Consider the following 13183-nt stretch of genomic DNA (forward strand, 5'->3'; position numbering starts at 1 on the left):
TATAGAAAAAAAATATTCAGATATATTAAGTTAATGATCTCATAAATTATGTCTGTTTGTAAAAATCAACCTGTTCCTATAACTAATATCTTACCATTTGAAAATAGTTTTAGTAAAAATAATACTAATCCGCTTCAAGACCATGTGATCAATCTACTTAAAAAAGGAAATATTTTTTTGAAATTATAATAATTTTAGTTTAAACACTTCGCAAGTGCCCTCGTGGTGGAATTGGTAGACACAAAGGACTTAAAATCCTTGCCGCTTGCGGAGTGCCGGTTCGAGTCCGGCCGAGGGCACCATTCTTAGATCTTAATAATAAAATTTATAATTTAATATTATTAAATCTATAAAGATTTAAGTATATTGGATAAATTATTAGAAAATCTTTTACTGTCATAGAGTGGGGAACTAAGTTTATTGTTTTTAATTCTATTTTTTTCTTTAACTAAAAAATCAATATCCTTAGAATATTGAATAGCTTTATTTTTATATTCAATAATATCTTCACACACCCAATTATCCATTTTAATATTTTTATTAATGCTCAAGCCGCATCTAGTAAGAAAACTTTTTCCATAAATAGTTAGAACGGGTCTTTCCATGTAAATAGCCTCTAGTGTTGTGGTCCCGCCTGTATAAGGATAAGTATCAAGGACAATATCAATATTATTATATGCATTAAGCAAACTTGTTCTGTTTACATTACCTGTAAATTTTAAATTTTCTTTCTCTATGCCTTTTTGTGTAAAAAAGTTTGTAATTTTTTTTTTAAATATTTCATCATTAAATTCAGTTGATATTAAATGTATTTTTGAATTATCATTTTTTGATAAAATTTCTGACCATGTATTTAATAATGTCATATTAATTTTTGCAAACCTATTAAAGCATCCAAAAGTAACAAAGTTATTTTTTTCACATGGAAGATAATCTTTATGCTGAACCTCTTGAGGCTTGGAAAGGACAGTCCAAATTTCAGGCATATTTAAAATGTTTTCAGTGTAATATCTTTGCATTTCTTTTGGAGTACAATAAGGATCTCCCAGTATAAAATCCATATTTTCAATTCCAGATGTTGTTAAATGACCACACCAGTTAATTTGTATAGGGCATATTCTATTTTTAAAAATTTCAGTTTTATTATTTTTATTAAATCCTGAAAGTGAAAAAATATATTTCGAGCTTGTTTTTTTAATATTGCTTATCAATTCAGAATTGTTCATGTTATCAGTGTCAATCCAGTTTGATGCATAATTCTTAATTTCTTTTGTGATATCGTCGTTAATATCGGTATGATTAAAAATATTTATTTCATAGTTATTTGATAAATGTTTAATTACATCTTTAATTTGATGGGCTACAGCATGATTTTTAAGCTCACCAGATATAATTGAAATTTTTGATTTATTTGGATTTATGATGCTAAAAGTATTGAGTTCTTTTTTAAAATAACCCTCATATTCTTTAATAATTTTTGTATATTCTTCTTCATTTCTATTTGGAATAAAATCATTTAAAAAAATTAAGTTGGTTAAATATTTTTTTTTATTTAGTTTCTTGCAACTCTTTAAATAAAAAATAGATTTTTCATAATTTCCAAAATTTTTATAAAGGACTGATAGATTAAAGTTTAATTCATCATTATTTTTATCTATTTTTAAACCATATAGTCCAATTAGTAGAGATTTATAAAATTTTTTTTGCTGAAATCTTAGATGAGCATGTCTGTTGATAATATCAATATTTTTACCAAATTTTTTATAAGCGATATTAATATATTTTATTGCTTCTTTATATTTTTTTTGAAGAACATTTATTAGTATTAGATTTGTAATAATAGAAATTCTATCATCAACCAAGTTATAACTTTTTAAAAGTAGAGCTTCAGCTTTTTGATAGTTTTTATTTTCTATAAAAGTAAGAGATTCTAAAAAATGTTTTTTTGATTTCTCTAATTTAGCATCTGACATAGTTTTAAAATTAAATATCTAAAACTAAATTTTTTCCACTATTTTCCGAAATAAAGTTAAGTCTTTTTTCTGCATTTTTGCCCATAAGATCATCAACAAGTTTATTTGCTTTTTTAATTTTTGGTTTTTGAGTGGGCAAAGTTATTTTTATTAACTTTCTTGTTTCCTTGTTCATTGTTGTTTCTTTTAATTGAGCAGGCATCATTTCGCCAAGTCCTTTAAACCTACTAATTTCTATCTTTGCATTTTTATTTTCTTTAAGTAATTTATTTTTTTCATTATCATCAATGGCATAGGTTGATTTTCCAGAAATATTTAATTTATAAAGTGGCGGTACCGCTAAATATAAATGACCATCTAAAATTAATTGAGGCATCTCTGAAATGAAAAATGTTAAAAGTAGTGTTGAGATATGATCACCGTCAACATCAGCATCTGTCATAATAATAATTTTTTCATATCTTAAATTTTTTTTGCTGTAATTTTTCCCTCTTCCACAACCAAGCGCCTGTAGCAAATTATTAATTTCGCTATTTGCTAAAATTTTTGCTGCATTTGAACTTTTGACATTTAAAATTTTTCCCCTCAAGGGAAGTATAGCTTGAGTTATTCGGTCTCGTGCTTGTTTTGCCGAACCACCCGCCGAATCTCCTTCTACTATAAAAAGTTCAGTTCCTTCTGTTTTATCACTTGTACAATCTGATAATTTTCCCGGAAGTCTTATTTTTCTAAATGCGCTCTGTCTTTCAACATTTTGATTTAAATCATAAATATTTTTTTCTCTAATTTTTTCTTCTAAAACATTCAGTATATTTTTAGCTGATTTTGAGTTTCTATTTAACCATTCATCAAAAGCTGAACTTGTAAAGCTATCACAATATTTTTGAACAAAATTAGATGATAATTTATGTTTTGTCTGACCTTCAAATTCTGGGTTAGAGATATAAACTGAAACAATATAAGCTGCTTGATCAAATATGTCATCCTGTGTTGCTTTACTAACTACTTTGTTATTTTTATTTTTTGCATATTTTCGAATTGATTTCGCTATTCCAGATCTAAAACCTGCATCATGTGTACCACCATTCATGTTATAAACGGTATTACAGAATGCTTTATTATATTTTATCTTTTCCTTATTAAATTGAAGCGCAAATTCGATTTTACCTTTTTTATCTTCTAAGTTACCAGATTGGAAACACACCTTTTCATGAAGAACATTGTTTTGGTTAATTTCATTTTTTAAAAAATCTTCTAAACCTTTTGAGAATAATAATGTTTCTTTTGAGGGTACTGAACTTTTTCTATTAAGTAAGTCCTTGTTACATTCCCAATTAATTTTGATGCCTTTTTGAAGATACGCTTTGTTTTTAGCTAATTCATAAATTTTTTCTGGTTTAAAGTTTACATCTTTTCCAAAAATTTCAGGATCTGGAGAAAATGTAATCTGCGTACCGTTTTTTATTTTATTTTTACCTTTAGTTTTTAATTTATTTAATATTTTCCCTTTAGAATAATCTTGAGAATATATTTTAGAGCTTTTTGTAACTTGAATATTTAATTTAGAACTAAGAGCATTAACAACCGAGAGTCCTACACCATGCAATCCAGCTGATGATTTATAAACACTATCATTAAATTTACCTCCTGAGTGAAGTGTAGTCATAACTACCTCAAGAGCCGTTTTCTTTTTCTTTGGATGCTTATCTATTGGTATACCTCTTCCATCATCTGAAATTGTAATGGTATTTTTATTAACTAATTTAACGGCTATTTCTTTTGCATAACCAGCAACTGCTTCATCGATACTGTTATCTAATATTTCATTTGCCAAGTGATGATATGCGGTCTCATCAGTTCCACCAATATACATTCCAGGACGTTTTCTAACTGGGGCTAGACCTTCTAATACCTCAATGTCTTTAGCGGAATAAGTTTTTGAAACAACCATAACAAACCTTTAAGTAAAATTATGAAATTATCAATTATAAAAAAAACCCCGGGATTTAAGCCGGGGTTTTAATTATCGAAAAATTGTAAATATATTATGAGCTGTAATACATTTGAAACTCGATAGGGTGAGGGGTGTGTTCAAAATTATGAATTTCCTCCATCTTCAAGTCGATGTATGCATCAATTTGATCGTCAGTGAAAACCCCACCTTCAGTTAAGAATTTTCTGTCTGAGTCTAGCGATATTACAGCTTCTCTTAGTGAGCCACACACAGTTGGCACACCTTTAAGCTCTTCTTCTGATAAAGCGTATAAATCTTTATCAAAAGGTTTACCTGGATCAATTTTATTTTTAATTCCATCTAATCCGGCCATCAATAATGATGCAAAAGTTAAATATGGGTTACCCGCTGCATCTGGGAAACGTACTTCAACTCTTTTACCTTTAGGGCTTGTGCTAAAAGGAATTCTGCAACTTGCAGATCTATTTCTAGATGAATAAGCAAGTAATACTGGTGCTTCGAAACCAGGAATTAATCTTTTATAGCTGTTAGTTGTTGAGTTTGTAAAAGCGTTAATTGCTTTTGCATGTTTAATAATTCCACCAATGTAGTGCAAACAAGTATCAGATAAACCTGCATAACCATCACCAGCAAAAAGAGGTTTTCCATCTTTCCAAATTGATTGGTGGCAATGCATACCTGAACCGTTATCACCTTTAACTGGCTTCGGCATAAACGTTGCAGTTTTACCAAATGAGTTTGCAACTTGCTGAACAGCATATTTATAAACCTGCATGTTGTCTGCGTTTCTAGTTAAAGTGTCAAATAACACTCCAAGCTCATGCTGAGAGGGAGCTACTTCGTGGTGATGTTTTTCAACTTTTACACCCATATCCTTACATGCTTTTAAACATTCAGCTCTCAAATCTTGAGCAGAATCTACTGGAGGAACTGGGAAGTAACCACCTTTGATACCAGGTCTGTGACCTAAGTTTCCACCTTCATACCTTTTGTCTGTATTGTAAGGTCCTTCACTACTATCAATCTCAAAACTTGTTTTGTTCATTGAATTAGCAAACCTTACATCATCAAATACAAAAAATTCTGGCTCTGGACCAAAGTATACCGTGTCACCAACTCCAGATTTTTTTACATATTCTTCAGCTAATTTAGCCGTTGATCTTGGATCTCTTTCATATTTATCTTTTGTAATTGGATCATAAATGTCACAAAATAAAACTAATGTATTGTGAGACATAAATGGATCAATAAATGATCTACTTGTATCTGGTTTTAAAACCATATCAGACTCATTGATTGCTTTCCAACCAGCAATTGATGATCCGTCAAAAAACACTCCATCATTTAATAAATCTTCATCAACTGTAGAGATGTCTTGCGTTAAATGTTGAAGCTTACCTCTAGGGTCTGTAAATCTTAAATCTACGTATTCAACTTCTTTTTCTTTAATTGTTTTTAAAATATCAGCCGCGCTCATACTTTTACTCCTTTTTTAATTTTTCGATAACAGCTAATTATTAAAAAACGTTAAATATTGCAGTGTTTTTTAGTTATGTCAGATATGCATTTATGCATATATATATTAAAGAGGTTAAAATATATGAGAAAAAAGACTATCTTGGTTACTGGATCAACGGGGGCCATAGGGCTTTCTATAAGTGAGTATTTTTATAAAAAAGGCTACAATGTAATTATAAATGGCAAATGCAAACCTTCACAATTTAAACGCGTAAAAAAGAAATTTAAATCTTCTAGAGCGTTATTTTTTAATATCGATCTAACAAAAAGTTCAAATGTAAAGAGGGTTATAAATGCTACAGTTAAAAAATTTAAAACAATTGATGTATTAGTTAATTGTGCTGGAATCCAATATGTTGAAAGCATAGATAAATACCCTGAGAAAATATGGAGGAGCATGATGGACATAAACCTTACCGCTCCTTATCTTTTTATTAAAGAAACTCTGCCATTTATGAGAAAATCTAATTGGGGAAGAATAGTTAATATCGCATCTACCCACGGATTAATCGCTTCAAAGAAAAAATCAGCTTATACTGCATCAAAGCATGGATTAGTTGGTTTGTCCAAAGTGGTTGCTTTAGAAACTGCAGAAGAGAACATTACTTGTAACTCAATATGCCCCGGGTTTGTATTGACTGAGTTAATCCAAGATCAAATTGATGTAATTGCAAAAAACAAAAGATTATCAAACAAAGAAGCTGAAATTGAACTATTAAAAGAAAAGCAACCGTCACTAAATTTTATTAAAAAAGAACAGATTGCTAAATTAATTTACTTTTTATGCTCAAAAGAAGCGTCTGAAATTACAGGTTCTGCTATATCGATTGATGGAGCCTGGACAGCTCAATAAATCAAGGAAAAATCGATAATTGATAAAATGATCAAAAACATTATAAAAGCTGAAAATTTAACAGCGGGAGTGGTGGAATGGTAGACACGCTAGTCTTAGGAACTAGTTCGGCAACGAGTGAAGGTTCAAGTCCTTTCTCCCGCACCATTAAGGATTAAAATGAAAGTAAACGTAACATCATCAAAGGGTTTAGAGTCAAAGTTAAGCGTCATTGTAACTAAAAAAGAAATTCAAGAAAAAATTGATAAAAAACTCGATGAAGTAAAAGATACGATTAACCTTAAGGGATTTAGACCAGGGAAAGCTCCAAGGGAATTGTTAAAAAAACAGTTTGGAAAAGCTTTGTATGGTGAAGTAATAGAAAAAACTTTAAACGATTCTGCATTTCAAGCTTTAAAAGACAAAAACATTAAACCCGCTGGTCAACCAAAAATAGATATTAAATCTTCAGGTGAAGATAAAGATTTAGAGTTTACTATTGAAGTTGAAAAAGTTCCTGAAATTAAAAAAGTTGATTTAAGCAAAATAGAGATTGAAAAATATGAAGTTAAAGCAGATAAAAAAGATTTAGAAACAAGATTAAATTCATTAGCTGAAAGTTCTAAAAAATATAATGAAAAAGATGCATCAAAAACTGCTGCCAACAATGATTTAGTTGAATTTAATTATGAAGCTACAGTAGATGGGAAATCTTTTGAGGGAAACAAAGCTGAAAAACTTCAAATTGTTTTAGGTAAAGATCTTTTTATAAAAGGTTTTGATAAGCAAATTATTGGTGTTAAGAAAAATGATGAAAAGGTAGTTAAAATTAATCTACCAGATAATTATCCAAAAAAAGAACTTGCAGGCAAAGCTTCAGAGTTTAAATGCAAAATTACCAACATTAAATCACCCGAAGAGCAAAAAATTGATGATGCCTTTGCTAAAAACATGGGAGCAAAAGATTTATCAGATTTAAAATCAATGATTGAGAAACAAATTTCTAAAGAATTTGAAAGCATTACAGATCAGCTTTGCAAAAAAGAAATTTTAGATCAGCTTGATAAACAATTTAAAATTGATTTACCAAAGGGAATGCTAGATACTGAAGTTAAAACTGTAGAGCACACAATGATCCACGAGAAGATGCATGAAAAAGGTGAAAAGGATCATTCTAAAATTAAATTAGATGAAAATGATAAAAAAGAAGTTAAAAAAATTTCAGATAGAAGAGTAAAACTTGCTTTGGTATTAGCTAATATTGGTGAGGAACATTCAATAAAAGTATCTTCACAAGAATTACAAAGTGAACTTGAAAAACAACTTAGAATGTATCCCGGTCAAGAAAAAACAATTAGGGAGTATTACCAAAAAAATCCCGCAGAGTTAGCAAAACTTAGAGGACCAATATTTGAAGATAAAGTTTTGAATTTAATCAAAGATAAAGCAAAAACAAAAGTTAAATCAATTACTAAAGAAGAGCTTCAAAATATCATAAGCCCTAATTCAGATAATAAAACTAAATCTAAGACAAAAACTACCAAAAAAGCTACAGCCAAGAAGGCTAGTACTAAAAAAACTAGTAAAAAATAATCAATAGATATAAATTTAGCTCATCGATTCGTATGAAAGATCCTTTTGACGTTTACATGAATACATTAGTCCCAATGGTGATTGAACAGACACCAAGAGGAGAAAGGTCTTTTGATATTTATTCAAGACTGCTCAAAGAGAGAATAATTTTTTTAACAGGACCAATTAATTCATATATTTCAAGCTTAGTTTCTGCTCAGTTATTGTTTTTAGAGTCAGAAAATAACTCTAAAGAAATCTATTTATATATTAATTCTCCAGGTGGTGTTGTTACTGATGGTCTTGCAATTTATGATACTATGCAATTTATTAAACCAACCGTATCAACACTATGTATTGGTCAGGCTGCATCAATGGGTTCTTTCTTATTAGCAGCGGGTGAAAAAGGTTTGAGAATGTCTCTCCCGAATGCAAGAATAATGGTCCATCAACCATCGGCTGGTTTTCAAGGGCAAGCAACTGATATTGAAATACATACTAAAGAAATTTTAAGTACAAAAAAAAGGCTTAATGAAATTTACTCTAAACACACTGGCCAACCTGTAGAAACAATCAAAGAAGCTCTCGAAAGAGATAACTTTATGAGCGCTGAAGAAGCAAAAAAATTTGGTCTTGTAGATAAAGTCGTTGAAAAACGAGAAAATTAGAAAATATCCAATACAACTAATACTTGATTAAATGACTCTGACTGAGTTAATGTGAAGGATATTGATTCGAAATGTCTAAAGAAAATAAAAATACATTGTACTGTTCTTTTTGTGGCAAAAGCCAACATGAAGTTCGAAAATTAATTGCGGGACCCACCGTCTTTATTTGCGATGAATGTGTTGAGCTTTGTATGGATATAATTAAAGAAGAGAGTAAAAGTCATATTTCTAAAAATGAAGAGGGCGTACCGACTCCAAAAGAAATTTTTTCAATTTTAAATGAATACGTAATTGGACAAAAAAAATCTAAACAAATTTTATCAGTCGCAGTTCATAATCATTATAAAAGATTAGGACATACTGAAAAATCTTCTAGTGATGTTGAACTAGCAAAATCTAATATTCTTCTTATTGGTCCAACAGGATGTGGCAAAACTTTATTAGCACAAACCTTAGCTAAAATTTTAGATGTTCCTTTTACCATGGCTGACGCAACGACTTTAACAGAAGCGGGTTATGTAGGTGAAGATGTAGAAAATATAATTTTAAAATTGCTTCAAGCAGCAGATTATAATGTTGAAAAAGCTCAGCGTGGAATTGTGTATATAGATGAGGTTGATAAAATTAGCAGAAAAACAGAAAACCCTTCAATTACAAGAGATGTATCTGGAGAAGGTGTACAACAAGCATTACTGAAAATTATGGAAGGAACTGTTGCAAGTGTTCCACCTCAAGGTGGCAGAAAACACCCTCAACAAGAATTTTTACAAGTTGATACTACAAATATACTTTTTATAGTTGGCGGTGCATTTGCTGGAATTGATAAAATTATATCAGATAGAGGACAAGGCTCTTCAATTGGATTTGGCGCAAAAATAAAAGATAAAATAGAAAAGGGTGCTGGCGAGTTAATGAAAGATGTTCAACCTGAAGATCTTTTGAAATTTGGTTTAATTCCGGAATTTATTGGAAGACTACCCATCATATCTACCCTGGAAGATCTTGATGAAGAAAGTTTAGTTAAAATTTTAGAGGAGCCTAAAAATTCACTTACAAAACAGTATTCAAAATTATTTGAAATTGAAGGTGTTAAATTAACATTCGCGAAAGATGCCTTAAAGGCAATTGCTCAAAAAGCTATTGTTAGAAAAACTGGAGCAAGAGGTCTAAGGTCTATTATTGAAGAAGTTTTACTCGAGACAATGTTTGATCTACCATCGATCGAAGGGGTAGACGAAGTAATTCTGAATAAAGAGGTAATTAATGGAAAAACCAAACCATTGATGATTTACTCAAAAAATACTACAAAATCTGAAGATAAAGATACAAAAATAGCCAATTAATACTGGTGATAAATTCACATTATCATCTTGTTTTATAGGTTTTTATACTTATGTTTTATGTATGTCTGATGATCTAAAATCAATACCAGTATTGCCACTCCGTGATATTGTTGTATTTCCAAACGTTACAACACCACTTTTTGTAGGAAGAGAGAAATCTATTAATGCATTAGATTTTGTAATGACTGAGACAAAAAAAATTCTTCTTTTAGCTCAAAAAAATCCAGATGTAGATAATCCCAAAGATAAAGATTTGTATTCAATTGGGACAATTGCAGAGGTATTGCAGTTATTAAAACTACCAGACGGCACCGTTAAAATTCTTGTTGAAGGAAAGTCTGTAGCGAAAGTCTTAGAATTTAATAATAATGAAAAATTTTTAGACGTTAAAATTAATAAATGTAAATTAATTGAAGATAATAAAAATAATTTATTATCTCAAGCATTAGTAAATAAATTTAATAAACTATCCAAAACTTCAAAAAAATTTGGAGATGATAGTAATATAAATTTTAAAAATATTAGTAGTCCGGACATTATTGCTAATAAAGCTGTTTCAACCTTAGGTATTGAGCTTGAGGAAAAGCAAAAGATTCTAGAAACTCTAGATATTCAAAAAAAGTTAGAAATTATTATTGGGCATTTAGATAACGAACTTGAACTTATGTCAGTAGAAAAAAGAATTCGAGGAAGAGTGAAAAACCAAATGGAAAAAACCCAAAGAGAATATTATTTAAATGAACAACTTAAAGCCATTCAAAAAGAACTTGGAGAAATCGAAGAAGGAAAAGATGAATTAAAACAATTAGAAGAAACTATTAAAAAATCAAAAATGCCTAGAGAAGCAGAAGAAAAATGCTTCTCAGAATTAAAAAAGTTAAAAACAATGAGCCCAATGTCAGCAGAATCAACGGTTGTAAGAAACTATTTGGATTGGATGACTTCTATCCCTTGGCATGAAAATTCTCCTGTTAGTACAGATTTAGAAAAAGCTGAAAAAATTTTAGATAAAGATCACTACGGTTTAGAAAAAGTTAAAGACAGAATTTTAGAATTTTTAGCAGTTCAATCTAGAATAAAGAAAATTAAAGGACCTATATTATGTTTGGTTGGACCCCCGGGAGTTGGAAAAACTTCTCTAGGTAAGTCAATTGCAAAAGCTACTGGAAGAGAGTTTGTAAGAATGTCTTTAGGTGGAGTAAGAGACGAGGCTGAAATCAGAGGTCATCGAAGAACTTATATCGGTAGTTTGCCAGGTAAAATTATTCAAATGATGAAGAAAGCTGGAAAAAAGAATCCATTGTTTTTACTAGATGAAATTGACAAAGTTGGAATGGATTACAGAGGGGATCCATCATCTGCATTGTTAGAAGCTTTAGACCCTGAGCAAAATAAAGACTTTAATGATCATTATTTAGAAGTTGACTACGATTTATCAAACGTCATGTTTGTTACGACTGCAAATACACTGAATATACCTGGTCCTTTGCTAGATCGAATGGAGGTAATAAGGTTGGCAGGATACACTGAGGATGAAAAATTACAAATTGCAAAAAAGTATCTTTTACCAAAGCAGCTTAAAGATAACGGATTAAAAGAAAATGAACTTAATATTGGTGATGAACAAATTCTTGATGTGATAAGAAGTTATACTAAAGAATCTGGGGTAAGAAGTTTAGAAAGAGAACTTTCAAAAGTTGCTCGTAAAAGTGTCAAAGAAATTGTTTCAAATAAATCAACAAAAATAACATTAGATCAAAGTAACATCTCTGACTATCTTGGAGTGAAAAAATTTAAATATGGAGAAATAGAGAAATCAGATTTAGTAGGCGTTGTTACAGGTTTAGCTTGGACAGAAGTTGGAGGTGAATTACTTTCTATAGAGACCGTTGTTATGCCAGGTAAGGGAAAGTTAGAACATACAGGTAAATTAGGTGATGTAATGAAGGAGTCTATTAAAGCAGCAAAATCATTTATTAGATCAAGAAGTTTGGATTACGGTGTTATTCCTCCAGTTTTTGAAAAAAAAGATTTTCATGTTCACGTTCCTGAAGGAGCTACTCCAAAAGATGGTCCTTCAGCTGGTATAGCTATGGTAACCTCTATTGTATCTGCATTAACAAATATCCCTGTAAAAAAAGATGTAGCAATGACCGGAGAGGTTACATTAAGAGGCAGAGTACTACCCATTGGAGGTCTAAAAGAAAAACTTTTAGCAGCATTAAGAGGGGGAATTAAAACTGCAATAATACCATCAGAAAATGAAAAAGACTTAAAAGAGATTCCGCAAAATGTAAAAGATGGGATTAAAATTATCCCTGTAGAAAATGTTGAAGAGGTATTGAAAATTGCTTTAGTTAAGTTACCTGACCCTGTTAAGTGGATAGAGGTAGAGAACTTTCCAGAGGAAAACAAAGAAAATTTCAAAGAGCAAAAGTCTTCTCATTAAAAAAAATAGTTCTTTTCTATTTTGTTTATTTTGATAATAGTCAAATTTAGAGTTAGGGCGGTTAGCTCAGTTGGTAGAGCATCTCGTTTACACCGAGAGGGTCGGGAGTTCGAGTCTCTCACCGCCCACCAAAAACCGGGGGTGTAGCTCAGCTTGGTTAGAGCGCCTGCCTGTCACGCAGGAGGCCGCGGGTTCGAGTCCCGTCACTCCCGCCAGTCATTAAACATTGTTATTTTTTGGTTTGTTCTAATTTAATTTTAATATTTTTAGCTGTTTCTAATATTTGGTTTTTAATTTTTCTGTTAAAATTGCCATCTAAGTTCACAATTTTACAGGATTGAGCTGTGTCAGCGCATGACCTTTTAAAAGATTTTATTTGAAATGAACTTGCTTTTAGTTCGTTAGAAGTAAAGCTGACTTGGATTTTAATAGACTCATTACTTTTTTCATTTGAATACCAATCAGTAATTATAATTCCACCTGAGTAATTTGCCGTTGCCAAAGGTACAAAATCTACAGTTTGCATAGCAGCCCGCCACAAAACATTCTCTGCAGCAAATTGAGCCACTCCTCCGTCGCCACCTCTTAGAATTCCCTTTTTACCAAATATGATACCACCATCATACTCTTCTGCTCTTTTTTTAAGATTGTGATCTCTCTTTTTCTTCTTTAAGACACTCTGTTCGCTATTCTCTTCCTTGTTTTTATCCTTGTTTTTGTCAAAATAACTGCAGGAAAGGGTATTTGCTGCAATAAATGCGATTAATAAATAGCTAAGGATTTTGTTAATTTTTTTCATTTAAGCTATGTTGCATATATACAACACATTTGATTTTATTTTTGCTTAATAGCA

At 30.6% G+C, this 13183-nt stretch carries 9 protein-coding genes and 4 tRNA genes; 9 read left to right on the plus strand and 4 right to left on the minus strand.

What is annotated here, in order from left to right; all coding sequences use genetic code 11:
• Positions 1 to 216: 216 nt before the first annotated feature.
• Positions 217 to 302 (plus strand) — tRNA-Leu (locus ACTTAT_RS05415).
• 45 nt (positions 303 to 347) lie between these two features.
• Here ACTTAT_RS05415 and ACTTAT_RS05420 read toward each other — a convergent pair.
• The 3 genes from ACTTAT_RS05420 to glnA all read right to left on the minus strand — a co-directional run bounded on the left by ACTTAT_RS05420 (position 348) and on the right by glnA (position 5425).
• Complete coding sequence (locus ACTTAT_RS05420) at positions 348 to 1973, minus strand: O-linked N-acetylglucosamine transferase family protein (protein WP_440680024.1); 1626 nt, start codon at positions 1971 to 1973, stop codon at positions 348 to 350.
• 10 nt (positions 1974 to 1983) lie between these two features.
• Positions 1984 to 3924 carry a DNA topoisomerase IV subunit B gene (gene parE, locus ACTTAT_RS05425; protein WP_440680025.1) on the minus strand — a complete coding sequence of 647 codons (1941 nt, stop codon included), beginning with the start codon at positions 3922 to 3924 and terminating at the stop codon, positions 1984 to 1986.
• Between the two features lie 94 nt (positions 3925 to 4018).
• Positions 4019 to 5425, minus strand: a complete 1407-nt coding sequence (gene glnA, locus ACTTAT_RS05430) for a type I glutamate--ammonia ligase (RefSeq protein WP_440680026.1) — start codon at positions 5423 to 5425, stop codon at positions 4019 to 4021.
• A gap of 123 nt (positions 5426 to 5548) precedes the next feature.
• Between glnA and ACTTAT_RS05435 the strand changes: the two genes are divergently transcribed.
• The 8 genes from ACTTAT_RS05435 (at position 5549) to ACTTAT_RS05470 (ending at position 12545) form a co-directional block, all read left to right on the plus strand.
• Positions 5549 to 6319, plus strand: coding sequence for a 3-hydroxybutyrate dehydrogenase (locus ACTTAT_RS05435; protein ID WP_440680027.1), 771 nt, complete (start codon positions 5549 to 5551; stop codon positions 6317 to 6319).
• A gap of 63 nt (positions 6320 to 6382) precedes the next feature.
• Positions 6383 to 6466, plus strand: a tRNA-Leu gene (locus tag ACTTAT_RS05440).
• 12 nt (positions 6467 to 6478) lie between these two features.
• Positions 6479 to 7891, plus strand: a complete 1413-nt coding sequence (gene tig / locus ACTTAT_RS05445) for a trigger factor (RefSeq protein ID WP_440680028.1) — start codon at positions 6479 to 6481, stop codon at positions 7889 to 7891.
• A gap of 32 nt (positions 7892 to 7923) precedes the next feature.
• On the plus strand, positions 7924 to 8538 hold the full coding sequence (clpP, locus tag ACTTAT_RS05450) for an ATP-dependent Clp endopeptidase proteolytic subunit ClpP (RefSeq protein ID WP_440680029.1): 615 nt from the start codon (positions 7924 to 7926) through the stop codon (positions 8536 to 8538).
• Positions 8539 to 8609: 71 nt separating this feature from the next.
• Positions 8610 to 9881, plus strand: coding sequence for an ATP-dependent Clp protease ATP-binding subunit ClpX (gene clpX, locus ACTTAT_RS05455; protein ID WP_440680030.1), 1272 nt, complete (start codon positions 8610 to 8612; stop codon positions 9879 to 9881).
• A gap of 61 nt (positions 9882 to 9942) precedes the next feature.
• Positions 9943 to 12330 (plus strand): endopeptidase La, encoded by a 2388-nt coding sequence (lon, locus tag ACTTAT_RS05460; protein WP_440680031.1) that lies wholly within the window; start codon positions 9943 to 9945, stop codon positions 12328 to 12330.
• Positions 12331 to 12385: 55 nt separating this feature from the next.
• A tRNA-Val gene (locus ACTTAT_RS05465) sits at positions 12386 to 12461 on the plus strand.
• 6 nt (positions 12462 to 12467) lie between these two features.
• Positions 12468 to 12545: transfer RNA gene (locus ACTTAT_RS05470), tRNA-Asp, on the plus strand.
• 14 nt (positions 12546 to 12559) lie between these two features.
• On the opposite strand, the gene ACTTAT_RS05475 is transcribed toward ACTTAT_RS05470, so the two are convergent.
• Positions 12560 to 13129, minus strand: a complete 570-nt coding sequence (locus tag ACTTAT_RS05475; protein WP_440680032.1) for a DUF3576 domain-containing protein — start codon at positions 13127 to 13129, stop codon at positions 12560 to 12562.
• Between the last annotated feature and the right edge of the window lie 54 nt (positions 13130 to 13183).

The organism is Candidatus Pelagibacter sp. HIMB1517 (assembly GCF_052047895.1).
In the GTDB taxonomy this organism is placed as follows: Bacteria; Pseudomonadota; Alphaproteobacteria; order Pelagibacterales; family Pelagibacteraceae; genus HIMB114.

What these genes read in the sequence shown, in the direction of transcription:
- ACTTAT_RS05420 (WP_440680024.1), bottom strand. Translation starts at nt 1,973, where the DNA reads ATGTCAGATGCTAAATTAGAGAAATCAAAAAAACATTTTTTAGAATCT.
- parE (WP_440680025.1), bottom strand. Translation starts at nt 3,924, where the DNA reads ATGGTTGTTTCAAAAACTTATTCCGCTAAAGACATTGAGGTATTAGAA.
- clpX (WP_440680030.1), top strand. Translation starts at nt 8,610, where the DNA reads ATGTCTAAAGAAAATAAAAATACATTGTACTGTTCTTTTTGTGGCAAA.
- tig (WP_440680028.1), top strand. Translation starts at nt 6,479, where the DNA reads ATGAAAGTAAACGTAACATCATCAAAGGGTTTAGAGTCAAAGTTAAGC.
- ACTTAT_RS05475 (WP_440680032.1), bottom strand. Translation starts at nt 13,129, where the DNA reads ATGAAAAAAATTAACAAAATCCTTAGCTATTTATTAATCGCATTTATT.
- lon (WP_440680031.1), top strand. Translation starts at nt 9,943, where the DNA reads ATGTCTGATGATCTAAAATCAATACCAGTATTGCCACTCCGTGATATT.
- clpP (WP_440680029.1), top strand. Translation starts at nt 7,924, where the DNA reads ATGAAAGATCCTTTTGACGTTTACATGAATACATTAGTCCCAATGGTG.
- ACTTAT_RS05435 (WP_440680027.1), top strand. Translation starts at nt 5,549, where the DNA reads ATGAGAAAAAAGACTATCTTGGTTACTGGATCAACGGGGGCCATAGGG.
- glnA (WP_440680026.1), bottom strand. Translation starts at nt 5,425, where the DNA reads ATGAGCGCGGCTGATATTTTAAAAACAATTAAAGAAAAAGAAGTTGAA.